Origin of the sequence: Pseudomonas sp. EpS/L25 (assembly GCF_001512295.1) — a bacterium.
GTDB lineage: Bacteria > Pseudomonadota > Gammaproteobacteria > Pseudomonadales > Pseudomonadaceae > Chryseomonas.
In genome coordinates, this window is the sequence record NZ_LNUP01000002.1 from 915,528 (window position 1) to 940,836 (window position 25,309).

The 25,309-nt window shown below is 63.5% G+C and carries 27 protein-coding genes and 1 tRNA gene; 22 read left to right on the top strand and 6 right to left on the bottom strand.

Going from position 1 to position 25,309, the window contains the following annotated elements; genetic code table 11:
- The first annotated feature begins 2 nt into the window (after positions 1-2).
- Positions 3-1,097, top strand: coding sequence for a prephenate dehydratase (gene pheA / locus AR540_RS05295; protein ID WP_059226778.1), 1,095 nt, complete (start codon positions 3-5; stop codon positions 1,095-1,097).
- Between the two features lie 224 nt (positions 1,098-1,321).
- On the opposite strand, the gene AR540_RS05300 is transcribed toward pheA, so the two are convergent.
- A complete protein-coding gene (locus tag AR540_RS05300; protein WP_059226779.1) occupies positions 1,322-1,804 on the bottom strand; it encodes a DUF4124 domain-containing protein in 483 nt (160 codons plus the stop codon).
- A gap of 285 nt (positions 1,805-2,089) precedes the next feature.
- Here AR540_RS05300 and mgtE point away from each other — a divergent pair, with 285 nt between their 5' ends.
- The gene (gene mgtE / locus AR540_RS05305) at positions 2,090-3,535 is read left to right on the top strand and encodes a magnesium transporter (protein WP_442963757.1); all 1,446 of its coding nucleotides are present in this window, start codon (positions 2,090-2,092) and stop codon (positions 3,533-3,535) included.
- 38 nt (positions 3,536-3,573) lie between these two features.
- Here mgtE and AR540_RS05310 read toward each other — a convergent pair whose 3' ends face one another.
- Complete coding sequence (locus AR540_RS05310) at positions 3,574-3,888, bottom strand: Arc family DNA-binding protein (RefSeq protein WP_059226780.1); 315 nt, start codon at positions 3,886-3,888, stop codon at positions 3,574-3,576.
- Positions 3,889-4,147: 259 nt separating this feature from the next.
- Between AR540_RS05310 and AR540_RS05315 the strand changes: the two genes are divergently transcribed.
- From AR540_RS05315 to AR540_RS05355, 9 genes are all read left to right on the top strand, one after another.
- A tRNA-Arg gene (locus AR540_RS05315) sits at positions 4,148-4,224 on the top strand.
- Between the two features lie 245 nt (positions 4,225-4,469).
- Positions 4,470-5,489: a glycosyltransferase gene (locus AR540_RS05320; protein ID WP_059226781.1), complete on the top strand. Its 1,020-nt coding sequence runs from the start codon at positions 4,470-4,472 to the stop codon at positions 5,487-5,489.
- 8 nt (positions 5,490-5,497) lie between these two features.
- The gene (locus tag AR540_RS05325) at positions 5,498-6,604 is read left to right on the top strand and encodes an FAD-dependent oxidoreductase (protein ID WP_082706915.1); all 1,107 of its coding nucleotides are present in this window, start codon (positions 5,498-5,500) and stop codon (positions 6,602-6,604) included.
- Positions 6,585-8,216: a hypothetical protein gene (locus tag AR540_RS05330; RefSeq protein ID WP_059226782.1), complete on the top strand. Its 1,632-nt coding sequence runs from the start codon at positions 6,585-6,587 to the stop codon at positions 8,214-8,216. The genes AR540_RS05325 and AR540_RS05330 overlap by 20 nt, the downstream gene beginning before the upstream one ends.
- 5 nt (positions 8,217-8,221) lie before the next feature.
- Positions 8,222-9,010, top strand: coding sequence for an NAD(P)-dependent oxidoreductase (locus AR540_RS05335; protein ID WP_059227964.1), 789 nt, complete (start codon positions 8,222-8,224; stop codon positions 9,008-9,010).
- Positions 9,010-9,843, top strand: coding sequence for a sugar phosphate isomerase/epimerase family protein (locus AR540_RS05340; protein WP_059226783.1), 834 nt, complete (start codon positions 9,010-9,012; stop codon positions 9,841-9,843). The genes AR540_RS05335 and AR540_RS05340 overlap by 1 nt, the downstream gene beginning before the upstream one ends.
- Positions 9,840-10,196, top strand: coding sequence for an SMR family transporter (locus AR540_RS05345; protein WP_059226784.1), 357 nt, complete (start codon positions 9,840-9,842; stop codon positions 10,194-10,196). The genes AR540_RS05340 and AR540_RS05345 overlap by 4 nt, the downstream gene beginning before the upstream one ends.
- A gap of 13 nt (positions 10,197-10,209) precedes the next feature.
- On the top strand, positions 10,210-11,058 hold the full coding sequence (locus AR540_RS05350; protein ID WP_059226785.1) for a glycosyltransferase family 2 protein: 849 nt from the start codon (positions 10,210-10,212) through the stop codon (positions 11,056-11,058).
- Between the two features lie 231 nt (positions 11,059-11,289).
- Positions 11,290-12,648, top strand: a complete 1,359-nt coding sequence (locus tag AR540_RS05355; RefSeq protein ID WP_059226786.1) for an MFS transporter — start codon at positions 11,290-11,292, stop codon at positions 12,646-12,648.
- Positions 12,649-12,687: 39 nt separating this feature from the next.
- Here the strand turns inward: AR540_RS05355 and AR540_RS05360 are convergent, their stop codons facing one another.
- From AR540_RS05360 to flgA, 4 genes are all read right to left on the bottom strand, one after another.
- The gene (locus tag AR540_RS05360; RefSeq protein ID WP_059226787.1) at positions 12,688-13,422 is read right to left on the bottom strand and encodes a flagellar brake protein; all 735 of its coding nucleotides are present in this window, start codon (positions 13,420-13,422) and stop codon (positions 12,688-12,690) included.
- A gap of 89 nt (positions 13,423-13,511) precedes the next feature.
- Positions 13,512-13,979, bottom strand: coding sequence for a flagella synthesis protein FlgN (locus tag AR540_RS05365; protein ID WP_059226788.1), 468 nt, complete (start codon positions 13,977-13,979; stop codon positions 13,512-13,514).
- 61 nt (positions 13,980-14,040) lie between these two features.
- Positions 14,041-14,349 (bottom strand): flagellar biosynthesis anti-sigma factor FlgM, encoded by a 309-nt coding sequence (gene flgM, locus AR540_RS05370; RefSeq protein WP_059226789.1) that lies wholly within the window; start codon positions 14,347-14,349, stop codon positions 14,041-14,043.
- 161 nt (positions 14,350-14,510) lie between these two features.
- Positions 14,511-15,269, bottom strand: a complete 759-nt coding sequence (flgA, locus tag AR540_RS05375; RefSeq protein ID WP_082706916.1) for a flagellar basal body P-ring formation chaperone FlgA — start codon at positions 15,267-15,269, stop codon at positions 14,511-14,513.
- Between the two features lie 67 nt (positions 15,270-15,336).
- Between flgA and AR540_RS05380 the strand changes: the two genes are divergently transcribed.
- The 11 genes from AR540_RS05380 to flgJ all read left to right on the top strand — a co-directional run bounded on the left by AR540_RS05380 (position 15,337) and on the right by flgJ (position 25,308).
- Complete coding sequence (locus AR540_RS05380) at positions 15,337-16,269, top strand: chemotaxis protein CheV (protein WP_059226791.1); 933 nt, start codon at positions 15,337-15,339, stop codon at positions 16,267-16,269.
- A gap of 42 nt (positions 16,270-16,311) precedes the next feature.
- Entirely contained in the window at positions 16,312-17,139 is an 828-nt protein-coding gene (cheR, locus tag AR540_RS05385) for a protein-glutamate O-methyltransferase CheR (RefSeq protein ID WP_059226792.1), read from the top strand.
- 219 nt (positions 17,140-17,358) lie between these two features.
- Positions 17,359-17,781: a flagellar basal body rod protein FlgB gene (flgB, locus tag AR540_RS05390; protein WP_059226793.1), complete on the top strand. Its 423-nt coding sequence runs from the start codon at positions 17,359-17,361 to the stop codon at positions 17,779-17,781.
- A gap of 2 nt (positions 17,782-17,783) precedes the next feature.
- The gene (gene flgC / locus AR540_RS05395) at positions 17,784-18,221 is read left to right on the top strand and encodes a flagellar basal body rod protein FlgC (protein WP_059226794.1); all 438 of its coding nucleotides are present in this window, start codon (positions 17,784-17,786) and stop codon (positions 18,219-18,221) included.
- A 12-nt stretch (positions 18,222-18,233) separates the two neighbouring features.
- On the top strand, positions 18,234-18,944 hold the full coding sequence (flgD, locus tag AR540_RS05400) for a flagellar hook assembly protein FlgD (protein ID WP_059226795.1): 711 nt from the start codon (positions 18,234-18,236) through the stop codon (positions 18,942-18,944).
- A gap of 26 nt (positions 18,945-18,970) precedes the next feature.
- Positions 18,971-20,494, top strand: coding sequence for a flagellar hook protein FlgE (locus AR540_RS05405; RefSeq protein WP_059226796.1), 1,524 nt, complete (start codon positions 18,971-18,973; stop codon positions 20,492-20,494).
- Positions 20,495-20,664: 170 nt separating this feature from the next.
- Positions 20,665-21,408, top strand: coding sequence for a flagellar basal body rod protein FlgF (locus AR540_RS05410; protein ID WP_059226797.1), 744 nt, complete (start codon positions 20,665-20,667; stop codon positions 21,406-21,408).
- 46 nt (positions 21,409-21,454) lie between these two features.
- On the top strand, positions 21,455-22,240 hold the full coding sequence (gene flgG / locus AR540_RS05415; protein WP_059226798.1) for a flagellar basal-body rod protein FlgG: 786 nt from the start codon (positions 21,455-21,457) through the stop codon (positions 22,238-22,240).
- Positions 22,241-22,261: 21 nt separating this feature from the next.
- The gene (gene flgH / locus AR540_RS05420; RefSeq protein ID WP_059226799.1) at positions 22,262-22,957 is read left to right on the top strand and encodes a flagellar basal body L-ring protein FlgH; all 696 of its coding nucleotides are present in this window, start codon (positions 22,262-22,264) and stop codon (positions 22,955-22,957) included.
- 2 nt (positions 22,958-22,959) lie between these two features.
- Positions 22,960-24,069 (top strand): flagellar basal body P-ring protein FlgI, encoded by a 1,110-nt coding sequence (locus AR540_RS05425; protein ID WP_442963758.1) that lies wholly within the window; start codon positions 22,960-22,962, stop codon positions 24,067-24,069.
- A 12-nt stretch (positions 24,070-24,081) separates the two neighbouring features.
- Positions 24,082-25,308, top strand: coding sequence for a flagellar assembly peptidoglycan hydrolase FlgJ (flgJ, locus tag AR540_RS05430; protein ID WP_059226801.1), 1,227 nt, complete (start codon positions 24,082-24,084; stop codon positions 25,306-25,308).
- The last annotated feature ends 1 nt before the right edge of the window (position 25,309 follow it).

A 25,309-nucleotide genomic window follows, 5' to 3' on the forward strand; every position in this document is an offset into this window, starting at 1 on the left:
TCATGTCGGAACACGAGCTCAAGGCCCTGCGCCTGCGGATCGATAGTCTGGACGAACGCATCCAGGAGCTGATCAGCGAACGCGCCCGCTGCGCTCAGGACGTGGCGCGGGTCAAGATGAAGACGCTGGCGGAGGGCGAGAAGCCCGTGTTCTATCGACCCGAACGCGAGGCCCAGGTCCTCAAGCGGGTGATGGAGCGTAACAGTGGTCCGGTGGGCAACGAGGACATGGCGCGGCTGTTCCGCGAGATCATGTCCTGTTGCCTGGCCCTGGAAGAACCGCTGCACGTGGCCTACCTCGGCCCGGAAGGCACCTTCTCCCAGGCCGCCGCGCTCAAGCACTTCGGCAAGGCCGTGGTGACGCGTCCCATGGCCGCCATCGACGAGGTGTTCCGCGAGGTCGCGGCCGGTGCCTCCCAGTTCGGCGTGGTGCCGGTGGAAAACTCCACCGAGGGGGCGGTCAACCATACCCTGGACAGCTTCCTCGAGCACAACCTGTCGATCTGCGGCGAGGTGGAGCTGCGTATCCATCACCATCTGCTGATCGGCGAGAACACCAAAGCCGACAGCATCACCCGCATCTATTCCCATGCCCAGTCGCTGGCCCAGTGCCGCAAGTGGCTGGACTCCTACTACCCGAGCGTCGAGCGGGTGGCGGTGGCCAGCAACGCCGAAGCGGCGCGGCGGGTGAAAGGGGAGTGGAACAGCGCGGCCATCGCCGGCGACATGGCGGCCTCGCTCTACGGCCTGACCCCGGTACAGCAGAAGATCGAGGATCGGCCGGACAACTCCACACGCTTCCTCATCATCGGCAACCAGGACGTGCCGCCCAGTGGCGACGACAAGACCTCCATCATCGTCTCCATGCAGAACAAGCCGGGCGCTCTGCACGAGCTGCTGCTGCCGTTCCATGCCAACAACATCGATCTCAGCCGCATCGAGACGCGCCCCTCGCGCAGCGGCAAGTGGACCTATGTCTTCTTCATCGACTTCGTCGGCCACCAGGCCGATCCGCTGATCCGCGATGTCCTGGAGCGGTTGTCCAGCAGTGCCGTGGCGCTGAAGGTACTCGGCTCCTACCCACGCGCCGTGCTCTGAGAACCTGTCAAAGGCTGCTGCGCGTCGGCCAGGCGGCGTTGAAAATGGCCTGGGTCGCCAGTCCGGCCTGGGTAGGGGTAGCCCCGTCGCCATGCTCATTTACCACTCGTGAGCTCGAGCGCGAATCCGATCCGCTTCCTCAGCTATTTTCGTGGGGCCGCCTAGGCCTCGTTTGGCTCTGGCTCGCGAGACATTGAACAGGCTCTGATTAGGATCTACGTGCGTCAGCGCCGACGCACGCAACCGTGCTCGTCGAAGGTCACCAGGCGCGAGCGCTCCTTGCGGTTGCGCGCCTCGTAGTGATAGCGCGTCAGGGTATCCAGCTGGGAGATCCGCCGCGGTTGGCCCAGGGCGTTCTCCACGTCCGCGCGGCTCATGCCGGCCTTCACCTGCCCCCGAATGATCGCCTGGCGCCTTTCGCTGGCGGTGAGCAGATCACCGCAACCATCCGTCTTGGTGGCGACCACCGTCGGCTCCTGTGCCTTGCGCTTGCGCTTGCGCGGCGCGGCTTTCGGTTTCGCCATCAGGGTGGGCTTGGCGCCGCCCGGGCGCGGGTTGTCCGCGCGCTGCAGGTGGCCATCGCTGTCCGGGGCGCAGCCCGTGGCGGAAAAGGTGACATGGCCGGCGGCATCTTCGCAGCGATACACCGTGGCCGCTGGCGCGGTGGTGCAGCCCAGCAGCAGGCCGAGCACGAGCAGCTTCTTCATGGGGCGTCCTCCTTGACGTAGGGGCTCAAGCTTAGCGGAGCGAGGGACTCTCGACGAGAGCTGGAGCGCTGTCTTCCCACCTGCTTGGAAGCCGTGCAAATAGCTGTTTTGAAAACCTTTTGCCTTCGCACCCGCAACCGGTCCGGTGTATCATCCCCGCCGTCAGCCCCGCCGGGGCAGTGGTCATCCCCTATGGACTTACCCAGTCAATACTCAATCGCCTTTTTCGTCCCGTTGTTGAGATAGGGTTCGTCGGTGCGCTCCGCCGACGGGCCGGAGTGCGCTATGACCGTAGTGAACGAAGCAGAGATCAGAAAGCCCCACGAGACGCTGCAAGAGCGGCTCGCCCAGGTCGTCGAGTTGCTGGAGCGCTACGACCTCGCCGTCGAGGCGCGTGAAGACCAGGACCGCGGCCCCGTCTCCCCCGCCGACATTCCCGAAGAAGGCCTCGAAGAGCTGCGTGCGCGCCTGGACGAGCTGCACCCGGCCGACGTCGCCTTCATCCTGGAAGCCCTGCCGCAGGAAGATCGCCTGACCGTCTGGGGGCTGGTCAAGACCGAGCGCGACGGTGAAATCCTGCTGGAAGTCTCGGACGCCGTACGCGAAACCCTGATCGCCGACATGGACGATCAGGAGATCCTCGCGGTGGCCGGCCAGCTCGATGCCGACGAGCTGGCCGATCTGGCGCCGGATCTGCCGCGCGATGTGGTCCACGAGCTCATGGACGCCCTCGACGCCCAGCAGCGCGAGCGCGTGCGTTCCGCCCTGTCCTACGACGAGGATCAGGTCGGTGCCCTGATGGACTTCGAGATGGTGACCATCCGCGACGACGTCGCCCTGGAGGTGGTGCTGCGCTATCTGCGGCGGCTCAAGGAGCTGCCGGACCATACCGACAAGCTCTTCGTCATCGATACCGACAGCATCCTCAAGGGCGTGCTGCCGATCAAGCGGCTGCTGGTCAACGACCCGGAAAAGCTGGTGGCCGACGTCATGGCCAAGGAGGCGGTCGCCTTCCATCCCGATGGGGATGCCTACGACGCTGCCCAGGCGTTCGAGCGCTACGACCTGGTCTCCGCGCCCGTGGTGGACAAGAACGGCAAGCTGATCGGCCGTCTTACCATCGACGAGATGGTCGACCTGATCCGCGAGGAGAGCGAGAGCGAAGTCCTCAGCATGGCCGGTCTGCGCGAAGACGAGGATGTCTTCGCCTCGGTGTGGAAGTCGGTAGGCAACCGCTGGACCTGGCTGGCCACCAACCTCATCACCGCCTTCATCGCCTCGCGGGTCATTGGCCTGTTCGAGGGCTCGATCGAGAAGCTGGTGGCCCTGGCCGCGCTCATGCCCATCGTGGCCGGGATCGGCGGCAACTCGGGCAACCAGGCCATCACCATGATCGTCAGGGCCATGGCCCTGGGGCAGATCAGTGTGACCAGCACCGCGCGCCTGCTACGCAAGGAAATGGGCGTGGCGCTGTGCAATGGCGTGATCTGGGGTGGGGTGATCGGCCTGGTGGCCTTCTATCTCTACAGCAGCTGGTCGCTGGGACTGGTGATGATGGGGGCCATGACCCTGAATCTGCTGCTCGCCGCCTTCATGGGAGTACTCATCCCCATGACGCTGCAGCGCTTCGGTCGCGATCCAGCGATGGGATCCAGCGTGCTGATCACTGCAGTCACCGACAGCGGTGGCTTCTTCATCTTCCTGGGACTCGCCACCCTGTTCCTGATGTAGGCAAGGGGCTGCCCGATCACCGGGCAGCCTAGCCGTGACTAGGAAGCGGCGTCGATGTCGTAGGCGATGAGCGAGATCAGCGCGTTCTGCTGTCGGCCGGACAGCTGGCGAAAGCGCTGCAGCAATTCCCGCTCGTTGGCGTTGATCTCCGGGCTGTCCAGGCGTAAGCCAGGTTCGTCGCCCAGGGCGCCTTCCTGCTGCAGGCTCTGCTCGAGACGCGCGATGATCTCGGAGTTCATGCTGCGGTGATGGTTGCGGGCCACATCCGCGATGCGCTCTCGCATGCCCTCGGGCAGGCGCACGACGAATTTGTCAGCGGTACGGCTTGAGTAGGATCTAATGGCCTGGGTCATTGAGGTACTTCATCTGGAGTCAAAAATCAGTGAAGGCGCGAGCCCTCGTTCGTTCCGCTAGCACTCACGGGCACCTGGGACGTTAAGAACACCCTTCCCTAGGTAACTGTTTTTATTGACGTCAATTTACCGACGTACTGCCTAAATTGCAAAACTATAAGCTCGAACGGCAGGGCGGTTGACGTTACAGCGAATCTGGCCGGCGTCAGCGGAGGCATGACAAACCTTCCGGTGATCGCTACCATGGTCGCCCTTTCCTGTCCCAGTAGCTCAATTGGATAGAGCATCCCCCTCCTAAGGGGAAGGTTGGTGGTTCGACCCCACTCTGGGACACCAGATTCCTTTTCCACTCTTCTTCCTGGCTTTCCGCCAACCCTATCGCCTTGCCGAACCGTTACAGCAGTTCGGCAGCATAGGATAAAAACGGCGACACTGTCCGACTTCCAGGCTCTTCAGATACCGATTTGTGGCTATGGTCACAGCGTAGCGCAGCGGAATAAAACCTGACGAATTTATCTGTACTCTCCGATGGCTAACCGTCTGCATTGCATGAATCTGGAACGCCTCTGGAGGTTCGCGTCATGGCCTTTTATCCCGTCCTACTTTCAGTCGTGTTCGTCGTTCGTAATCAGGCAACTGAGCTGCAGGGCGCCTTGGAGCGTGCCGCGGCTGTCGTCGGTCCTCTGGTAAGTGACTACGAACTTATCATCGTCGATAACGCGTCCGCTGATGACAGCGTAGCTCGATTGAAGCAACTGACCAGTGTCGATGGACTTCCCAATTTGCAGGTATATGCGCTGACCAAGGAAGTGGACTCCGATACCGCTGCCTGGGTAGGCCTGGAGAACGCGCTGGGTGACTTCGCGGTAGTTATAGATCCCGAAACGGATGACATCGGCTTCCTGCCCGACATGCTGGGCCGTGCCGCCGAAGGAACCGACGTGGTGTTCGCCAACAACCAGCAGAAAGTTCGGCAGACACTCTCGTACAGCCTCTGCGCCAAGGGCTTCAACAGCCTCTACAAGAGATTCAACGGGGTCGATCTCGCCAAGGATGCGCCCCAGTACCGCATGCTCAGCAAGAAGGTCATCAACTACATCCTGCGCCATCCGGCGCCAGCGCTGACCTATCGTCACCTGCCCGCCACCGCGGGGTTCTCCCGCAGCAACCTGGAATACAGCGTGCCGCCGCGCAATGTCCGAGCCAAGCGGCTGTCCGGCAGCTTCGACCGGGGCGCGCGGTTGCTGGTGTCGTCCACGCGCAAGCCGATGCGGATGGTCAGCTTCCTGTCCATCGTCGGCGCCTTGTCGAACCTGCTCTATTCCGTTTACGTGATCGCCATCGGATTGTTCAAGGATGACGTGGCACCGGGTTGGGTGACGATTTCGTTACAGCAGTCGGGCATGTTCTTTCTTATATCGCTGGTGCTGCTGGTCCTGGGCGAATATGTCCTGCAATTGACCCACAGGGCCAATGAAGGTCCGCTGTATCACGTGGCCCAGGAGTTCACCAGCGCGGTCATGACGCGCCGGGACAAGCTCAATGTGGAAGTAGTGCAGGGCGGTAGCGCGAGACCTATCACCCAGACCGGCGTGGCCTGAGGACGATCATGAAAGACGCGATCGTCATAGGCGGCGGATTCTATGGGGCCATGACCGCCCTGTATCTGATGCGGGTAAGAGGCTTCGCCAAAGTCACCTTGATCGAACGCGAGCAGGGTTTGTTGAAGCGTGCTTCTTATCACAATCAGGCACGGGTCCATAACGGTTACCACTATCCGCGAAGTTTCGTCACGGCCTTTCGCAGTCGGGTCAACTTGCCGCGCTTTCTGCAGGACTATCCCGATGTCGTGGTGAAGGACTTCACCAAGTTGTATGCCATCGCTCGCAACAACTCCAAGGTCACTGCCAAGCAGTTCGAACGCTTTTGCCAGGGTATCGAGGCGTCGCTGCAGGCGGCGCCGGAAGAGTTCTCCCGACTCTTCGACGACCGACTCATAGAAGCCGTGTATCTGACCGAGGAATATGCGTTCAACTCGGCCATCCTCGCCGCCGAAGTGGGGCGCGAGCTCGAGGCTGCCGGCGTCGAGCTGCTGTTCGAGAGCCGGGTCACCGCCATCCATGGTACGGCGGATGGTCTGAGCGTCGAGGTGGAGGGGAAGGGCGGCGCCCAGCAGGAGCGGCACGGACGATATCTGTTCAACTGCACCTACAGCGGCCTCAACCAGTACGGCGGAGATTTCCCCGGTACCGCCACCCGCCTGCGCCACGAGATCACCGAGATGGCGCTGGTGCAGATGCCGCCGGAGCTGCGCAATCTCGGCGTCACGGTGATGGACGGCCCCTTCTTCTCGATGATGCCGTTCCCGGCACGTGGTCTGCACACCCTGTCCCACGTGCGCTACACGCCGCACCTGAACTGGGAGGACGTCAACGGCAAGGATCCCTACGGGCTGCTCGACGACTACGATCGCGCCTCCCGGGTCGACTGGATGGTGCGTGACGTGTCGCGGTACATGGCGGATGTGGCACGAGTGGAGTACCACGATTCGCTCTTCGAGGTGAAGACCATCCTGATGAAGAACGAGGGGGACGATGGTCGTCCCATTCTCTTCGAACAGCATCCGCAATTGCCCGGCTGCTATTCGATGCTGGGCGGCAAGATCGACAACATTTTCGATGCCTTGGAGCGCCTCGATGCGGAACCCTTCCACTGAAGCGGCGCCCAGGGGGGCGTCCAGCGTTGCCGGTTTCATCACCGTTCTGGTCTTTTCCGTCATCAACTTCTTTCTGTTCGGCAAGGGCGTCATTCTCGATCCCTTCCATCAGGGCGAATACTTCGCCACCTTGCCGACCCTGCTGCACAGCCAGCCGGGTGCCCATGCCTTCACCATCCATGGTGGACTGGACTTCGTTCCGGTGTGGCTGGCGCAGAGCTGGTTCGGGCCGCAGCACACCTTCCTGGTGACGCAGCTCCTCTATGGCCTGTGCAATACCGCGGCAGCCTTGCTGCTCTGGGGGACGGCGCTGTTGCTCTGCCCGCTGCCGAGCGGCCGCGGCCGGCTGATCCTGCTGGTCGCCGTGGGGGCGCTGGCCACCCAGGTGGTGGGCTACCGCGATCTCTTCCTGCTGCTGTCGCTGTTCCTGTTCTGCTTGCACCGCAAGGTGGAAACCCCCACGGCGCGACTGGGCTGCGAGCTGCTGCTGGGGCTGGCGGCCGGCTTCAACGTATTCTGGTCCTACGATCGCGGTATCGCCGGGGTACTGGCGATCGGCTCGGCGGTGTTGCTGACGCTGCTGCTGCAGCGTCGCCACCTGCTGTCGATCCTGACCTTCGGCGTGACCGTCGCCTGGCTGGGGCTGGGAACCGACTTCTTCGCGCTGACCGACTACGTGAAGAACCTGACCTTCCTGCTCGAAACCTCTTCCCAGTGGGGCTATGGGCTGAGCGCCCGTCCGCTGGCGCTCAGCCTGCTGCTGGCGGTGCCGACGGCGCTGGCGGCCTTTGCCCTGATCCGCTGCCTGCCCTGGCCGTGGCGCTGGAGCGAGGATCTGCCGCTGATCGGTGCCCTGGCGGTACTGCTCGCGATCTTCTTCAAGATCGGGGTCAACCGTGCGGACTTCCAGCACATCCAGATGGGCTTCTGGGTACCCCTGCTGAGCCTGCTCTACGCCGCGCGCCGTCAGCGCCTGGCGCGCAACGGTGGCTGGGACCTCTCGGCCCATCCGCGTGCTGCCTACGCCTTCGTCGCGGCAGCGGTGCTGCTCGGGCTGGTAGGGCTCAATCCGTCACCTTTCTTCGCCGTACTGCTGGGGGTGGCGCTGCTGGCCTTCACCCGGCGCCTGCTGCTGCCGGCGCTGGCGGCCCTGGTGCTGCTGCTGGCGGCGTTCAATCTCTACAAGTCGCCGGTCGAGCGGGTCTGGGCCCAGGGACTCGCCTGGGTCCCCGAGCTGGCTGCCATGCCGGACGACGCGGCGCTGGCGACGCCCGGCGTGCAGTGGGCCGCGCAGCGGTTGCTGGACAGCGGCGCCCAGTGCGTGTTCGACCTCGCCAACAATGGCGTGATCAACGGCGTGACGGACCTGCCGGCCTGCACCAAGTACATCTATCCGGTCTATGCCACACCGCCCTACGAGGCGGACCTGCTCAGCGATCTGCAGCACGCCGATCCGCCGGCGGTGGTGTATTCCACGACGTTCTGGTCGTTCAACCTGAACAACCTGTCCATGCACGACAAGTTTCCACGACTCAAGGCCTACCTGGACGAGCATTATCCCGTCGAGGAGTGCCAACCGGACTATTGCCTGAGATTCAAGACCAAGGGGTGAGCAACATGAAGACCGACGCGTTGATAGGGTACAGCGGCTTCGTGGGGTCGACGCTGCTCAAGCAGAAGGCCTTCGGTGCGCTGTTTCGCTCCACCAATATCGATCAGATCGGCGACCAGCCCTATGGCCAGGTCATCTGCGCCGGTGCGCCCGCGCAGAAGTGGATCGCCAACCGTGATCCCGAGGCGGACCGTCAGAAGATCGATGGCCTGATCGCCCACCTTTCGCGCATCCAGTGCGATTCCTTCGTGCTGATCAGCACCGTGGACGTCTTCAAGCGCCCGCTCGGCGTGGACGAAACCACCCCGGTGGATGAAGAGGGCCTGCATGCCTATGGCGCCAACCGCTATCGCCTCGAGCGGTTCGTGCGCGAGCACTTCGCCAAGGCCCTGATCGTGCGCCTGCCCGGCCTGGTCGGTCCGGGGCTGCGCAAGAACGTGATCTACGACCTGCTCAACGACAACAACCTGCAGGCGGTGGAAAGCCGCGGCGTGTTCCAGTTCTATCCCATGGTCAATCTCGGCTACGACATCCAGACCGCCCAGGCGGCCGGTCTGGAGCTCGTCCACCTGACCGCCGAACCCATCAGCGTGGCGGACATCGCCAGCCAGGGATTCGGGCGGGAATTCGACAATACCCTGGACGGGGCGCCAGCGCGCTACGACTTCCGCAGTGTCCATGCGGAAGTGTTCGGTGGCCGCGACGGCTACCAGTACAGCGCCCGTGACACCCTGCTGGCGGTTCGTGCCTATGCGCAGTCGGAGCCGCCGGTGATCAAGGCGGAGGGCCAGTGATGCGCGTCGCCATTTCCAATATCGCCTGGGAAACCGCCGACGACGCCATGGTCGCCGAGATCCTGCAGCAATACCGGGTGGACGCCATCGACATCGCACCCGGCAAGTATTTCGCCGATCCCAAGACCGCGACCGTCCAGGAGATCCAACAGGTACGACTGGCGTGGCAGGCGCGGGGCATCGAGATCACCGGCATGCAGGCGCTGCTGTTCGGTACCTCGGGACTCAACGTGTTCGGCGACGCTGACGTCCAGCAGGCCTTGCTCGCTCAGCTGGAGGGTGTCTGTCGGGTCGCCGAAGGCCTCGGCGCCACGCGCCTGGTGTTCGGCTCGCCACGCAACCGGGATCGCTCCGGGCTGAGCGACGACCAGGCCCTGGCCCAGGCCAGCGACTTCTTCCGACGTCTGGGCGAGGTCGCCGCGGCCCGTGGCGTGCTGATCTGCCTGGAGCCCAATCCGCCGCGCTACGGCGCCAATTTCATGATCGACAGCGATTCCACGGCCGCCGTGGTGCGGGCGGTGGATCACCCGGCGATCCGCATGCAGCTGGATACCGGCGCCCTGACCATCAACGAGGAAGATGCCGCCCGGGTGCTGGAAGAGCACGCCGAGCTGATTGGCCATGTCCATGCCAGCGAGCCGGACCTGGTGACCCTGGGGGAGGGCGGGACCAACCACGACGGCATCGCCTTCGCCCTGACCCGGCGCCTGCCGGAGCAGGTCGTCAGTATCGAGATGCTGCCGGCCAAGCAGGGCTCCAACCTGGCGGCGCTGGAGCGCGGCGTGCAGGTGGCGATCCGCGCCTACCGCGATCTGCCGGAGACGGCCGCATGAAGTGGCTGATCCTGATTCTTGGCATCGCTTCGAACGCCTCCGCCAGCGTGCTGGTGAAGATGGCCATGCTGCCGCCGCGGCGCTTTCCCAGTCTGAGCGATCCCCTGGGCGCGCTGTCCAACTGGCCCTTCTGGCTGGGCCTGTTCATGTATGGCCTGGCCTTCCTGCTGTACGCCGCGGCCCTGGCGAAGCTGCCCCTGAACGTCGCGCACCCGGTGCTCACCGCCGGGGCCATCGCCAGCGTCGCCCTGCTGTCGGTGGTGATCTTCCGCGAAGCCTTTCCCTGGACCACGGCGGCGGGGATCGTGCTGATCATCGCCGGTGTGGCGCTCATCACGGCCCGTGTCGGTTGACCCTGGAGGATTCATGACTACTCAAATTCCCGCCGCCGAGCGTGCCCTCTGGCAGGTACCCAGCTACCAGACGACCTTCTGGAACGGCCGTAGCCGCCCGCATTGCGTGGTGATTCCGGTCATCAACGAAGGCGAGCGCATCCTCAATCTCTTGCGGCGCATGGCGGCGATAGACATCGCCGCCATCGCCGATGTCATCATCGTCGACGGCGGCAGCACCGATGGCTCGCTGGAGCCTCAGCGCCTGCAGGAGCTGGGCGTACGGGGGCTGCTGGTGAAGACGGCGCCCGGCAAGCTCAGCGCCCAGTTGCGCTGCGCCTATGCCTTCGTGCTCGACGAGGGTTACACCGGCATCGTCACCATCGACGGCAACGACAAGGACGATCCCGATGCCATCCCCCGTTTCATCGCGGCCATCGAACAGGGCTACGACTTCGTGCAGGCCTCGCGCTTCCTCGCCGGTGGCGTGGCGGAGAACACTCCCAAGTCCCGCGACTTCGCCATTCGCTTCATCCATGCACCCATGCTGAGCCTGGCGTCGGGCTTCCACTGGACCGATACCACCCAGGGTTTTCGCGCCTACAGCCGGGCCATGCTGCTGGATCCCCGGGTGGCGCCGTTCCGCGACGAGTTCACCACCTACGAGCTGCTCGCCTATCTGTCCTATCGCGTGCCGAAATTAGGTTACCGCTGCGTGGAACTCCCCACCGTGCGACGCTATCCGAAGGGCGAGGTACCGACCAAGATCAGCAGCGTGAGAGGTAATCTCTCGGTGCTGCAGGTGCTGATGAAGGCCTGTGCAGGCCAGTACAATCCACGCCTGGGCGCGGATGCCCAGTTGGCGGCGCAACGACGAAGCTGATCCCGTCGCGCTCGCCCGGTGCGGAAGAAGCTGTTCACGATCTACTGCGCGTCGGCCAAACGGCGTTGAAAAGGCCCGGGAAGGCCGGCCTCGCCTAGGCGGTGCCGTCGAAATGCTCGTTTACCATTCGTAAACTGGGCTTTCTCGGGTGTTTTCGCGGGGCCGTCCAGGCCTAGTCTGGCGCTAGCTCGCGAGATCGTAGACAGCTTCCAAGAGACGATGGAGTAGGTGATGGGGCGTGTGCTGTCGGCGTTTCGTGGACTTTATTTCGCGACGCTGTTGATGTTGATCGGAACCGGTCTCTTGAGTACCTATCTGGGGCTGCGACTGGCTGCCGAGCAGGTACAGGGACTCTGGGTAGGTGCCCTGACGGCCGCCTATTACCTGGGACTGGTGATCGGCGGCAAGCTGGGACATCGACTGATCGCCAAGGTCGGCCACATCCGCGCCTATGTCACCTGCGCCGGGGTCGCGGGCGCCGCGGTGCTCGGCATCGGCCTGCTGCCCTGGTTGCCGGTCTGGGTCGCGCTCAGGATTCTCATCGGCATGGGCATGATGTGCCAGTACATGGTGCTGGAGAGCTGGCTGAACGAGCAGGCCGGCCCCGGTGAGCGGGGCAAGGTGTTCTCCGGCTACATGACCGCCTCCTATCTCGGCCTCGCACTGGGTCAGCTGGTGCTGGTGGCCTCGCCCGATCTCGGCGTCGACAAGGTGATGCTGGTCGCCATCTGCTATGCCCTGTGCCTGGTACCGGTGGCCGTCACCGGCAAGATCCACCCGGCACCGCTCAAGCCGGCGCCGCTGGAGCCAGCCTTCTTCATTCGACGCATTCCCCAGTCCCTGACCACCACCCTGGTCGCCGGGCTGGTGATCGGGGCCTTCTATGGCCTGGCACCGCTCTACGCCAGCGCCCAGGGCCTGCCGACCGAACGCATCGGTCTGTTCATGGCCTGCTGCATCTTCGCCGGTCTGATCGCCCAGTGGCCGATCGGCTGGCTGTCGGATCGTCATGATCGCAGCTGGCTGATCCGGGTGGTCGCCATCGCCCTCACCGTGGCGGCCCTGCCGCTGGCGGTGCTGCCCCATGTCCCGCCGGTGGTGCTGCTGCCACTGGGCCTGATCGCCAGCCTGCTGCAATTCGTGCTCTACCCCCTGGCAGTGGCCCTCTCCAACGACCATATCGAAGGCGAGCGGCGGGTATCCCTGAGCGCCATGCTGCTGGTGACCTTTGGCTTGGGAGCCTGTATCGGTCCGCTGGTGGTGGGCGCCCTGATGAATCTGATCGGCCCGAACATGCTCTATGCCTTCGTCGTACTCTGCGGCGGCATCCTCATCTGGCGCATTCGGCCCGATGCCGTCACGGGCAAGCATCTGGTGGACGAGGCGCCGCTGAACCACGTGCCCATGCCCGAGGGCTCCACCAGCTCGCCCCTGGCCGCCGCCCTGGATCCGCGGGTGGATACCCAGGTAGTGCAGGAACAGATGCAAGGCGAGCCGGTGGTGACGGAAGCTGCGGTGGAGGAGGTGGCTGTGCCCACTGGCACGGAAGAAGAGGGCGGCGAGACGCCAGCCAAGCCGGCGACGCCATGATCGCGTTGCGCCCGGATCGACCGGGCGCGCTGCCGTCATTCATTCGAAGCGGCGATTTTCCCGCTGCAACTGATAGACGAAGCGCTCGATCTGGCGCTGGTCCGCGCCACTGAGATTATCGAAGCTGACGCCCACGTCGCTGTACTCCAGGCGACTCAGGCAGGCCACGTGACGGATGTTCACCGCAGCTTCTATGGTGCCTATGGGTAGCTCGGCGGTGAAGCGCTGGATCAATTGGCCGGGTTGCAGCAGATGGGTGACGTTGCCGGGGAAGCGCAGCTTGCAGCCGGTGGCCGACAGATCGATCAGCTGGCCCTGGAGTTGCAGCTGATCACTGCCCTGGAGCAGCTGGGCCTTCGCCGGACGATTGAGCAGCAGCTTGACGCGGTAGGCATTGCGCCGCTGATGGTAGGTGAGGGCGCTGGGCAGCGCGATCCAATAGCAGCGCGTGCCATTGAGCTCTCCCCGTCGCGCAGGCTGTTCACTGCGCCAGGTCACCTTGATGCCATCGTGGAAGCTGTCCACCAGGAAGGGCAGGCCTTGCTCCAGCAGGCGCTCGCCCTCGCTGGGGACGAATTCGTCCAGGGCGATCAGTCCCTTGGCTTCGTCGAGCTGGACGATGAAGCTCTGGAATTGCGGACCTTGCTGGCCGAAGGTGATGCGCAGGGGCAGATGCTGTTCGACGGCCGGGCGCAGGCACATCAGGATCTCTCCCATGGAGCGGTACACCTGGGGCGGCTGGGGCGCGTTGTCGCTGACGGAAGGGCCTCGCACCTGGGAACTCCTGTAAATGGCGGTACGCAAGGATAATGGCTACCTGCCAGCAATGCAGCTAAAACGCAGTGGCAGACGAACGACGGTCGTCAGGCCGAACTCAGCGGTCGCTGATAGCCGCCGCCGGTCTGGCTGCCGCGGCTGTTGTACAGCGTGGGTGCCGAGGTGCCCTGCAGGACGTTGAGCAGTTTGCCCACCACGAAGCGGTTGGCCTGGATTACCTGGCCATTGCGCGCGTTGCGGGTCTTGCACTGTTCCATGAGTTGCGCGAGTTGGCTCGATGCGGCCAGCAGCTCCGCCCCATCGGGTTGCGTCGCGGCGTAGGCGCGCAGACCTTGTACATCGGCCTGCAGGCCATGGTGGCGGAGCAGCTGGGTACGGTGCTGGGCATGCTGGTCGAGCTGCTTGAGCAGGATCTGCTTGCTGCCCAGCAGGGCCTCCAGGGCATCGAGCTGGCGCTCGGAGAGAGCCTGGAATTCCTGGTCGATCAGGATCAGCAACTGCTCGCTCAGGTCGATGTCGTGACGGGTGATCTCGAGCAAGGTGGCATTGGGCATGGCGCGTTTTTCCTTGGAACGTGAGTCGCGATCGTCAGGAAGGCCATGCCGGAACCGGGCGTCAGGACTCGAACGCCAGCAGTTTGTCGGCCACCTTCTGGCTGTCGACCTTGTAGGAGCCATCGGCGATGGCCTGTTTCAGGCGGCTGACCTTGTCGCTGTCGACCACCGGCAAATCCTTCAGCCCTGCCGTCAGGGAACTCAGCTGCTGGGCCTGGGCGCTCAAGCTGACCGACTCGCCGGAGGCGGTGCTGGCGGTAGCCTTGACATCGCTGGTCTGAGCCGGAGCCGCTTCCTTGTTGCTTGCAGCCTTGGTGCCGCCCATGCCGGAAGTGGAGGACGGATTCAGGCGGTTGATATCTAGAGCCATGAGTGAAAATCCTCGTGTAGTCTCGTTCGCATACCCGGCTTATCGGCGTGATAGACCGAAACTTTAGCCATAGACCTGTGCGGCGGTTCACATCCTTCGACAGGATGAGACGCAGAGGTTCAGGGTGCGGACGCTCCAAGGTACTCCTTTTGGCTCTGTGACTAAAGCGCTACCTCCACCTGCCCCTGATCGACCACGCGACCCCGGATCACCCGGTTCGAGCTGAGGTTGCGCACGCGGATCTCTTCGTCCTTGGCGCCGTCGGCCAGGGCCTCGCCCTGCATGCGTATATTGAAGGAGGCGCTGCGCGCGTTGATGACCACCTGCTCACCCTTGCGGATCAGCTCGGCCTGTTCGATGAAGGCCGGGGCGAGTATCTGCTCGTTGACCACCTGGCGCTTGAGCTTGGTCCCCACCACCTGTTGCAGGCTGGTGAGGTAGCCCTGGGTCAAAGTCCCGACATCCCGTTCCATGAGCGCCACGTTCTGGTCGTCCAGCACCGTTCCGCGCAACAATGGCTGGACGGCGACCACCACGGGGCGGTATAGCTTCACCTGCACCGGCACGAATACCGTCCAGGGGCTGCTGCCTTCGCACCGCACCTTGACGCTGATTCGACCCACCGGCGTGGGGGCACCCTGTTGTGACAGCGTCAGCGGCTTGTCGCAGGCAGCGAGGCGCAGCCGTGGGTCCAGGGCATTGATCTGATTTTCATGGCGGGCGTTGAAACCCGCTTCCAGCAAATATTCCTGCACACGCTCCTCAAGAAAACTTTCGACAGCGCCGATAAGTTCGTCAGATGAGGTGTAGTCGTCTTCTGCAAAGGCCTTTCCGCCCAGGCATGCCAGGATCAATACGAGATTCGCTGCCCAACGGCTGGAGGTTTTCATAGGTCGGAAACACGTCGCTTCGGTCTTCATGATTTAACCTAAGCAAGCCCTGTGCCGAGTTTTCCGACCGGCTCGCGGCAACGAGAGGAGTCGCCAAATGGCTGGTGTATTGGACGCCGTCAACCAACGTACCCAATTGGTGGGCCAGAACCGTCTGGAACTGCTGTTATTCCGCCTGGATGGCTCGCAGCTCTACGGCATCAACGTCTTCAAGGTGAAGGAGGTGCTGCAGTGCCCCAAACTCACCGTGATGCCGAAATCCAGTCCGGTCGTACGGGGCGTGGCCAGCATCCGTGGCGGCACCTTTCCGATCATCGACCTGGCCATGGCCACCGGTCGTCGTGGACTGGAAGACATCAACAACTGCTTCGTGATCATCACCGAGTACAACACCAAGGTGCAGGGTTTCCTGGTGCGCTCGGTGGAGCGGATCGTCAACATGAATTGGGAAGGCATCAACCCGCCGCCCAAGGGCACCGGTCGTGACCATTACCTCACCGCGGTCACCCGGGTCGACAACCAGCTGGTCGAGATCATCGACGTGGAGAAGATCCTCTCCGAAGTCGCCCCGTCCGTGGAAACCATCTCGGCCGGCGTGATCAGCGAGGTGGTGCAGGCCAAGGCCGTCACCAAGCGGGTGCTGATCGTCGACGACTCCTCGGTGGCGCGCAAGCAGGTGAGCCGCTGCCTGGAAACCGTCGGTGTGGAAGTCATAGCACTCAATGACGGTCGGCAGGCACTGAACTATCTGCAGACGATGGTGAGCGAGGGCAAGCGTCCGGAAGACGAGTTGCTGATGATCATTTCCGACATCGAGATGCCGGAAATGGATGGCTACACCCTCACGGCGGAAATCCGTCATGATTCGCGGATGCAGAAAGTGCATATACTGCTGCATACCTCCTTGTCCGGTGTCTTCAACCAGGCGATGGTCAAGAAGGTTGGAGCGGACGACTTCCTGGCCAAGTTCCGCCCCGATGATCTCGCCTCCCGGGTGGTCGAACGCATCAACGCGGTCGACAGTCACTAGGTGAAGGCGTCTCCATACCGGTATCCAGAAGGCGGAGCGGCAGTGTCAGCAGTCAACGCGGATTTTGTGCTTTTTCGCGATTTCCTCGAGAAATCCAGCGGGATCCTGCTCGGCGACAACAAGCAGTACCTGGTCTCCAGTCGGCTGAACAAGCTGATGGAGACCGAGGGAATCAAGACGTTGTCTGAGTTGGTCCAGCGCATCCAGATGCAACCCCGTGGCGGTCTGCGGGAGAAGGTCATCGATGCGATGACGACCAACGAAACCCTCTGGTTCCGCGATACCTACCCCTTCGAGGTGCTGAAGAACCGCCTGCTGCCGGAACTGACCAAGAACACCTTCGGCCAGCGCCTGCGCGTCTGGTCGGCGGCCTGCTCGTCCGGGCAGGAACCCTATTCGCTGTCCATGACCATGGACGAGTTCGAGCGCAGTGCGCCGGGGCAGGCCCGTGGGGGCATGCAGATCGTGGCGACCGACCTGTCGGGTGCCATTCTCACCGCGGCCAAGTCGGGCGAGTACGATTCGCTGGCCATCGGTCGAGGGCTTTCCCAGGAGCGACTGCAGCGTTATTTCGATGTCCTCCAGCCGGGACGCTGGGCGGTGAAGCCGGCGATCCGCAGCCGCATCGAATTCCGCGCGCTGAATCTGCTCGACAGCTACGCCAGCCTCGGCAAGTTCGACATGGTGTTCTGCCGCAACGTGCTGATCTACTTCTCCGCCGACGTGAAGAAGGACATCCTGACGCGCATCCATGGCACCCTCAAGCCGGGTGGCTATCTGTTCCTCGGCGCGTCCGAGGCGCTTAACGGGCTGCCGGATCTCTATCAGATGGTGCAGTGCAATCCGGGCATCATCTATAAGGCCAAGTGAGCCGGCTCAAGGGATGACGAGGCAGACTTCGGTCTGCCTTTCTTTTGCGCCAAAGTTTTGCCGCCCGCTTCGTCCACACCGGCAAAGACGGCGGAAAAACCTTGCCGCTTGCCGCCTTCCTCCCCGCTGCATCCGCATAAACCCTTGATTTTACAGGGTTCGAGAGTCTGGCACGGGGCTTGCTAAATCTTAGGCAAGCCACGTCAAAGGTCTCTCGACATGAGCATCAGTTTCGATAAGGCACTCGGGTTGCACGAGCAGGCGCTGAACTTCCGTTCACAGCGCGCCGAGGTGTTGGGCAACAACATCGCCAACGCCGATACCCCCGGCTACAAGGCGCGGGATCTCGACTTCAGCGCCGTGATGGCGGAGCAGGCGGCCAAGAGCGCCAGCGGAGCTTCCGGCCATTATCAGCTGGAAACCACCAACAGTCGCCATATCGCGGCCGAGGGTTTCGACATGGGTATGGGCGATGCGGCGCTGAAATACCGTATCCCCACCCAGCCTTCGGTGGACCAGAACACCGTGGACGCCCAGGTGGAGCAGGCCAACTACGCCGAGAACGCCATGAATTTCCAGGCCAGCTTCACCCTGCTCAATAGCAAGTTCAAGGGGCTGATGTCGGCCCTGCGCGGAGAATAGCCATGTCCCTGAGTTCGCTGTTCAACATCGCCGGTAGCGGGATGAGCGCCCAGAACGTTCGCCTCAATACCGTGGCCAGCAACATGGCCAACGCCGATTCCGTGTCTTCCAGCGTCGACCAGACCTACAAGGCGCGGCACCCGGTGTTCGCTACCCAGCTCAACGCCGCCCAGGGTGGCGCCTCGCTGTTCGACGACCAGAGCCAGGCCGGGGTCGGAGTGGAGGTGAAGGGGATCGTCGAGGACCCGAGCGAGGTGCAGAAGCGCTACGAGCCCAACCACCCCATGGCGGACAAGGACGGCTACGTCTACTACCCGAACGTGAACGTGGTGGAGGAAATGGCGGACATGATCTCGGCCAGCCGTGCGTTCCAGACCAATGCGGAAATGATGAACACCGCCAAACAGATGATGCAGAAGGTACTGACCCTCGGTCAGTAAGGAACCGGCGCCATGGCCATAAGTACCACCAATTCCACCGCTCAATCGGTGCTCGACAAATACTCGCTCAACAAGACGAGTGCGACGGGCGACGGCAGTGGCAGCGACACCAAGAAGACCAGCCAGCTCGGCAAGGACGAGTTCCTCAAGCTGATGGTCGCCCAGATGAACAACCAGAATCCGCTGGAGCCCCAGGGCAATGGCGAGTTCATCGCGCAGCTGGCGCAGTTCAGTACCGTCGAGGGCATCACCAACCTCAACACCAGCGTCAGCTCGATCCTGTCCGGCAGCCAGTCGTCCCAGGCGCTGCAGGCCTCGACGCTGGTCGGACGCAAGGTGATCGTCGATACCGACAAGGTGAAGGTGGACACCAGCGCCGACTTCAAGGGTGCCCTGAATCTGACCGCCTCGAGTTCCAACGTCTGGGTCAACGTCTACGACACCGCGGGTAGCCAGGTGAATCGGATCAACCTTGGCCAGCAGACCAGTGGCCTGGTGAACTTCACCTGGGATGGCACCGACGCCAACGGCAACAAGCTGGGCGCCGGGACCTATCGCTTCGAGGCCCAGGCCAGCATCGACGGCAAGACCGAGGCCATGAAAACCAGCCTGCCCGCCAACGTCGACAGCGTCACGCTGGGACAGAACGGCGGTGAAATGACGCTCAACCTTGCCGGCGTCGGCAGTATCGGCATCTCCAAAGTCCAGGCGGTCGGCCAGTAAGGCGCGGCGCGAAAGAGGAATCCAGCATGTCTTTCAATATCGGTTTGAGCGGCATCAAGGCCGCGTCCAGTGACCTCAACATCACCGGCAACAACATCGCCAACGCCAGCACCGTCGGCTTCAAGCAGTCGCGGGCGGAGTTCCAGGACCTCTACGCCGCCTCGGTGCTGGGGACCGGCAAGAACGCCCAGGGCAGCGGTGTGCTGCTCGGCAACGTCGGCCAGCTGTTCAATCAGGGTACCATCGACTACACCCAGAACGCCCTGGACATGGGGGTCAATGGCAATGGCTTCTTCATGACCAGCAACAACGGTGCGATCCAGTACACCCGGGCGGGCTACTTCGGCACCGACAAGAGCGGCTATATCGTCGACAACAATGGCTATCGGTTGCAGGGCTATACCACCAACGCCCAGGGCCTGCTGCAGCCTGGCGTGCGGAGCGACCTGCGCATCGAGACCGCCAGCCAGGCGCCCAAGTCCACCACGCAGATCTCCCAGGCGTTCAACCTGAACTCGACCAGCACGCCGCCGACGCTGACGCCCTTCGATCCCTCGGACCCGAAGACCTACAATTCCTCGACCTCGTTGAACATCTACGACAGCCAGGGCAACTCCCACGTCATGTCGCAGTACTTCATCAAGGCACCGGCGCCAGCGACCAACCAATGGTCGATGCAGGTACTGATCGACGGCCGCAATCCGCTGGATCCCGGTATCGCCACCAAGACCGCCAACACCGCGGCGGCCGCGGCCGGCGCCACGCCGGCGAGCGTCGCCACGGCGGTCAATGGCATGGCCGGGGCGACGCCCCAGGTGAAGGCCATCGCGAACACCGCCGCCGCTGCGACCGGTGCCACCGCAGCCTCGGTGGCTGCCGCGGTAGCCGCCTATGGCACCCAACCGCAGAGCTTCGGCGTCACCTTCGATGCCTCCGGCAAGCTGAGCACCGTGACGTCCTCGTCCCCGGGGGTCACTGTCGATCCGACGACCAATATCATCACCTTCGCCGCCGATCCTACCGGCTCCAGTGGCAGTGGCTGGATCCCGGCCATCTCCGATGGCGGCAATCCGGCCAACTACAGCTGGAACGGCGCCCTCGGCAACACTGGCGGCTTCACCTTCGATCCGCGTGGGTCGACGCAGTTTTCCACCGCCTTCGCGGTGAACAGTGTCAACCAGGACGGCTACACCACCGGCCAGCTGTCGGGCCTGGAGATCGACGACACCGGCCAGATCTTCGCGCGCTACACCAATGGCCAGTCCAAGGTGCAGGGGCAGGTGGTGCTGGCCAATTTCGCCAACGTCCAGGGCCTGTCGCCCATGGGCAAGACCTCCTGGACCGAGTCCGCCGAATCCGGCCAGCCGGTGGTGGGGACGCCGCGCTCAGGCACCCTGGGTGCCCTGCAGTCCGGGGCGCTGGAAGCCTCCAACGTGGACATCTCCACCGAGCTGGTCGACATGATCGTGGCGCAGCGCAACTACCAGGCCAACGCCAAGACCATCGAGACCGAGAACGCCATCACCCAGACGATCATCAACCTGCGTTGATGTCGTTTCTCTGACGGCCTGCCGGCCAAGCGCCGGAAAAAGCCTCCCTCGGGAGGCTTTTTCATTTTCAAGTGACTGATTCATAGGTCTTTTCGTTTTCTGGAACGGCGCTTGCTATAAAACCTCCGAACGCACGTTTTGGCGGTAATCTGCCGCCGTCGGAGGATCAGATGGACAAGCTGCTGTACGTCGCCATGACCGGCGCCAGCCAGAACGAGATGGCCCAGCGCGCCCACGCCAACAACCTGGCCAACGTCTCGACCTCGGGATTTCGCAAGGACCTCGAGCAGGCGCGCTCGATGCAAGTGTTCGGCGAGACCATGCCGTCGCGCGTCTATTCCATGAGCGAGCGGCCGGCGACGGACTTCACGGCGGGCTCCCTGCAGGAGACCGGTCGCGACCTGGATGTCGCCATCCAGGGGCCGGGCTTCGTGGCCGTTCAGGACCCCGCCGGCAAGGAGGCCTATGTCCGTACCTCCAGCCTGCAGATCGATGCCCTCGGCATGCTGCGCACCGGCAACGGTTTGCCGGTGCTCGGCAATGGCGGTCCCATCGCCGTGCCGCCGGCCTCCAAGGTGGAGATCGGCCAGGACGGCAGCATCACCGTGCGCGGCATGGGTCAGGCGGCCAACGCCCTGGCCCAGGTCGACCGGATCAAGCTGGTCAATCCCGACACCAAGCAGATGGAAAAGGGCCTCGACGGCTTGCTGCACATGAAGCAGGGGCAGGCTGCGCCACCCATGGACGCCAACGTGTCCCTGATCTCCGGCTTCGTCGAGTCGAGCAACGTCAACGCCGCCGAGGAGATGACCTCGATCCTGTCGCTGTCCCGCCAATTCGAGCTGCAAGTGAAGATGATGCGCAGCGCGGAAGACAACGACGCCGCGATGGCAAAGGTTTTGCAATTCTCCTGATAACGGCTAGCGCCGACGTAAAACCGGCACTTCGAGGAATACCATCATGATGTCGTCACTGTGGGTCGCCAAGACCGGTCTGTCCGCCCAGGACATGAACCTCACCACCATTTCCAACAACCTGGCCAACGTGTCCACCACCGGCTTCAAGCGCGATCGCGCCGAGTTCCAGGACCTGCTGTACCAGATCCGCCGCCAGCCGGGTGCCCAGTCCACCCAGGACAACCAACTGCCCTCCGGCCTGCAGCTGGGTACCGGTGTGCGCATCGTCGGCACCCAGAAGAACTTCGCCGAAGGCTCGCTGCAGACCACCGACCAGCCGCTGGACATGGCCATCAACGGCGATGGTTTCTTCCAGGTGACCATGCCCGACGGGACCATCAACTACACCCGTGACGGCACCTTCCACCTGAACGCCGATGGCCAGGTCGTCACCGCCAATGGCTTCCCGCTGCAGCCGGCCATCGTGCTGCCGGCCGACACCAAGACCTTCACCGTCGGCGAAGACGGCACGGTATCGGTCACCACCGCTGGCCAGGCCGCCCCGCAGATCGTCGGCAACCTGCAGATCGCCCAGTTCGTCAACTCGGGTGGTCTCCAGGCCGTGGGCCAGAACCTGTTCGCCGAGACCGCTTCCAGCGGCGCGCCCCAGGTCGGCACCCCGGGCCTGAACGGCCTGGGCACCGTGCTGCAGAGCACCCTGGAGAACTCCAACGTAAGCACCGTCGAGGAACTGGTGAACATGATCACCACCCAGCGCGCCTACGAGATGAATTCCAAGGTCATTTCCACCGCCGATCAGATGCTCGGCTTCGTTACCCAGCAGCTCTAATCCCCTGTGAGGAAGTGCTCCATGAAACCTCTGTTCGCCGTCGCCCCGCTCCTGGGAGCGCTCGTCCTCGCAGGATGCGTAGCCCCGGCCGCCAAGCCGGACGATCCCTACTACGCCCCGGTGCTGCCGCGTACCCCGGTGCCGGCGGCGCAGAACAATGGCGCCATCTTCCAGTCGGGGTTCGAGCAGAACCTCTATACCGATCGCAAGGCCTTCCGCGTGGGTGACATCATCACCGTCACCCTGCAGGAGAAGACCCAGGCCAGCAAGAATGCCAGTTCCGACATCGCCAAGAACACCAAGGCCACCCTCGGGCTGACCTCGCTGTTCGGCGCCAAGCCATCGATCCCTAATCCCTTGGCCGATGGCGACCTGAGCCTGGATGCCGGTTTCTCCGGCAACCGTTCCAACACCGGCAAGTCCACGGCGGCCCAGGGCAACAGCCTGTCCGGCTCGCTGACCGTGACCATCGCCGAGGTACTGCCCAACGGCATCCTGGTGGTTCGCGGCGAGAAGTGGCTCACGCTCAACACCGGTAACGAGCTCATGCGCATCCAGGGCATGGTCCGCGCCGACGACATCGCCACCGACAACACCGTGTCCTCGACCCGCGTGGCCGATGCACGGATCACCTACTCGGGGACCGGGGCCTTCGCCGACGCCAGTCAGCCGGGCTGGTTGAGCCAGTTCTTCGGCAGCCCCTTGATGCCGTTCTGAGGATGAGCACCATGTTCAAGTCTCTCTTCGCTGCGGCGGCGCTGGTGCTGGTGATGCCCCTGGCTCAGGCGGATCGTCTGAAGGACATCGCCAGCATCCAGGGCGTGCGGACCAACCAGCTGATCGGCTACGGCCTGGTAGTGGGCCTGCCCGGCACCGGCGACCAGACCACCCAGACCCCCTTCACCGTGCAGACCTTCAACAACATGCTGGCGCAGTTCGGCATCAAGGTACCGCCGGGCACCACGGCGCAGTTGAAGAACGTCGCGGCGGTGTCCATCCATGCCGATCTGCCGGCCTTCGCCAAGCCCGGTCAGACCATCGATATCACCGTGTCCTCCATCGGTAACTCCAAGAGCCTGAGAGGCGGCAGCCTGCTGCTGTCACCGCTCAAGGGGATCGATGGCCAGGTCTACGCCATCGCCCAGGGCAACTTGGTTGTCGGGGGTTTTGACGCCGAAGGCCGCGATGGCTCGAAGATCACCGTCAACGTTCCGTCGTCCGGTCGCATTCCCAATGGGGCCACCGTCGAGCGTCCGGTGCCGAGCGGCTTCGACCAGGGCAACAGCATCACGCTGGACCTCAATCGCAGCGACTTCACCACCGCCAAGCGCATCGTCGACAAGATCAACGAGACACTTGGCGCGGGTGTTGCATCTGCTCTCGATGCCGGGTCGATTCGCGTCACGGCGCCGGTGGATCCCAGCCAGCGCGTCGACTACATCTCGATCCTGGAGAACATGGAAGTGGACCCGGGGCAGGCGGTGGCCAAGGTCATCGTCAATTCCCGGACCGGCACCATCGTCATCGGCCAGAACGTCAAGGTCTCGCCGGCGGCGGTGACCCAGGGCAGCCTGACCGTGACCATCAGCGAAGACCCCCAGGTGAGCCAGCCCAATCCCTTGTCGGGTGGGCAGACGGTGGTGACTCCCCAGTCGACCGTCAAGGCCAAGCAGGAGGCCAAGCCGATGTTCAAGTTCGGTCCGGGAACCACGTTGGATGAGATCGTGAGGGCGGTGAATCAGGTGGGCGCAGCGCCCAGCGACCTGGTCGCCATTCTCGAAGCGTTGAAACAGGCCGGCGCCTTGCAGGCCGATCTGATCGTAATTTAAGGAGAGCGGGCGATGGAATCTCGTCTGGGTGGCAACTACGGCAACGTCAAGGATTCGGGGGCCTTCACCGACCTGAATCGGTTGGCCCAGATGAAGGGTAAGGATCGCGACAGCGCGGAAAACGTCAAGAAGGTCGCGGGCGAATTCGAGTCGCTGTTCCTGAACCAGATGCTCAAGTCCATGCGCAGCGCCAACCAGGCGCTGGCGGACAAGGACAGCCCCTTTTCCAGCGAGACCACCAAGCAGTACCAGGACATGTACGACCAGCAGCTGGCCGTATCCCTGTCGCGGGACGGCGGCGGCATCGGCCTGGCCAATGTCCTCGAGCGCCAGCTGAGCAAGACCGGCCAGCATTCCTCGCGGCCCAATCCCTTCGCCCAGGTCGGCCAGGCCGCGCCAAGCGAAAGCCAGCTGGCCGCCGGGCGCAATGCCAAGCTCAACGAGGTCGGCAGCCGTGGCCTGACCCCGGCTGCCGCGGGCGCCGCCGCTTCCGGACGGGACGATTCCGCCGCCCTCAACACCCGCCGCCTGGCCCTGCCGGGCCGAGTGGCCGAGCGCATGGCCGCCAATATTGCCGGCGCTGCCGAGCAGGGCGCCACGCTCAAGCAGAGCTTCCAGGACGTGGCGGCAGCGCAGAGCGCCTGGCGCCAGAACCCCAATCAGGCGACCGGCAAAACTGCGGCGGCCACTGACGCCGTGTCCGTCCTCGACAATACCGCAGCCACCAGCGGCAAGACGCGCTTTCGCACCCGTCAGGAATTCGTCGACACCATGATGCCGATGGCCGAGGCCGCGGCGAAGCGCCTGGGCGTCGATCCCAAGTACCTGGTAGCCCAGGCTGCGCTGGAAACCGGCTGGGGCAAGCACATGGTCAAGCAGGCCGATGGCAGCAACAGCAACAACCTGTTCGGCATCAAGTCCCACGGTTGGGACGGCGGTAGCGCCACGGCCGTGACCCAGGAGTTCGTCAATGGCAAGGCGGTGAAGGAGACGGAGAAATTCCGTACCTACGATTCCTTCGCCGACAGCTTCCACGACTACGTGAACTTCCTGCAGAGCAACGACCGCTATGACAAGGCGCTGTCCACCAGTGGCAACTCCGAGCGCTTCATGCAGGGGCTGCAGCAGGCCGGTTACGCCACCGATCCGCAGTACGCGCGCAAGGTGATCCAGATCGCCCGCAACATGAACACCTATCAGACGGTCGCCTCCCTGGGCACCAGTCCGTCGCGCGGTTGAG

What these genes read in the sequence shown, in the direction of transcription:
- pheA (WP_059226778.1), top strand. Translation starts at nt 3, where the DNA reads ATGTCGGAACACGAGCTCAAGGCCCTGCGCCTGCGGATCGATAGTCTG.
- AR540_RS05300 (WP_059226779.1), bottom strand. Translation starts at nt 1,804, where the DNA reads ATGAAGAAGCTGCTCGTGCTCGGCCTGCTGCTGGGCTGCACCACCGCG.
- mgtE (WP_442963757.1), top strand. Translation starts at nt 2,090, where the DNA reads ATGACCGTAGTGAACGAAGCAGAGATCAGAAAGCCCCACGAGACGCTG.
- AR540_RS05310 (WP_059226780.1), bottom strand. Translation starts at nt 3,888, where the DNA reads ATGACCCAGGCCATTAGATCCTACTCAAGCCGTACCGCTGACAAATTC.
- AR540_RS05320 (WP_059226781.1), top strand. Translation starts at nt 4,470, where the DNA reads ATGGCCTTTTATCCCGTCCTACTTTCAGTCGTGTTCGTCGTTCGTAAT.
- AR540_RS05325 (WP_082706915.1), top strand. Translation starts at nt 5,498, where the DNA reads ATGAAAGACGCGATCGTCATAGGCGGCGGATTCTATGGGGCCATGACC.
- AR540_RS05330 (WP_059226782.1), top strand. Translation starts at nt 6,585, where the DNA reads ATGCGGAACCCTTCCACTGAAGCGGCGCCCAGGGGGGCGTCCAGCGTT.
- AR540_RS05335 (WP_059227964.1), top strand. Translation starts at nt 8,222, where the DNA reads ATGAAGACCGACGCGTTGATAGGGTACAGCGGCTTCGTGGGGTCGACG.
- AR540_RS05340 (WP_059226783.1), top strand. Translation starts at nt 9,010, where the DNA reads ATGCGCGTCGCCATTTCCAATATCGCCTGGGAAACCGCCGACGACGCC.
- AR540_RS05345 (WP_059226784.1), top strand. Translation starts at nt 9,840, where the DNA reads ATGAAGTGGCTGATCCTGATTCTTGGCATCGCTTCGAACGCCTCCGCC.
- AR540_RS05350 (WP_059226785.1), top strand. Translation starts at nt 10,210, where the DNA reads ATGACTACTCAAATTCCCGCCGCCGAGCGTGCCCTCTGGCAGGTACCC.
- AR540_RS05355 (WP_059226786.1), top strand. Translation starts at nt 11,290, where the DNA reads ATGGGGCGTGTGCTGTCGGCGTTTCGTGGACTTTATTTCGCGACGCTG.
- AR540_RS05365 (WP_059226788.1), bottom strand. Translation starts at nt 13,979, where the DNA reads ATGCCCAATGCCACCTTGCTCGAGATCACCCGTCACGACATCGACCTG.
- flgM (WP_059226789.1), bottom strand. Translation starts at nt 14,349, where the DNA reads ATGGCTCTAGATATCAACCGCCTGAATCCGTCCTCCACTTCCGGCATG.
- flgA (WP_082706916.1), bottom strand. Translation starts at nt 15,269, where the DNA reads ATGAAGACCGAAGCGACGTGTTTCCGACCTATGAAAACCTCCAGCCGT.
- AR540_RS05380 (WP_059226791.1), top strand. Translation starts at nt 15,337, where the DNA reads ATGGCTGGTGTATTGGACGCCGTCAACCAACGTACCCAATTGGTGGGC.
- flgB (WP_059226793.1), top strand. Translation starts at nt 17,359, where the DNA reads ATGAGCATCAGTTTCGATAAGGCACTCGGGTTGCACGAGCAGGCGCTG.
- flgC (WP_059226794.1), top strand. Translation starts at nt 17,784, where the DNA reads ATGTCCCTGAGTTCGCTGTTCAACATCGCCGGTAGCGGGATGAGCGCC.
- flgD (WP_059226795.1), top strand. Translation starts at nt 18,234, where the DNA reads ATGGCCATAAGTACCACCAATTCCACCGCTCAATCGGTGCTCGACAAA.
- AR540_RS05405 (WP_059226796.1), top strand. Translation starts at nt 18,971, where the DNA reads ATGTCTTTCAATATCGGTTTGAGCGGCATCAAGGCCGCGTCCAGTGAC.
- AR540_RS05410 (WP_059226797.1), top strand. Translation starts at nt 20,665, where the DNA reads ATGGACAAGCTGCTGTACGTCGCCATGACCGGCGCCAGCCAGAACGAG.
- flgG (WP_059226798.1), top strand. Translation starts at nt 21,455, where the DNA reads ATGATGTCGTCACTGTGGGTCGCCAAGACCGGTCTGTCCGCCCAGGAC.
- flgH (WP_059226799.1), top strand. Translation starts at nt 22,262, where the DNA reads ATGAAACCTCTGTTCGCCGTCGCCCCGCTCCTGGGAGCGCTCGTCCTC.
- AR540_RS05425 (WP_442963758.1), top strand. Translation starts at nt 22,960, where the DNA reads ATGAGCACCATGTTCAAGTCTCTCTTCGCTGCGGCGGCGCTGGTGCTG.
- flgJ (WP_059226801.1), top strand. Translation starts at nt 24,082, where the DNA reads ATGGAATCTCGTCTGGGTGGCAACTACGGCAACGTCAAGGATTCGGGG.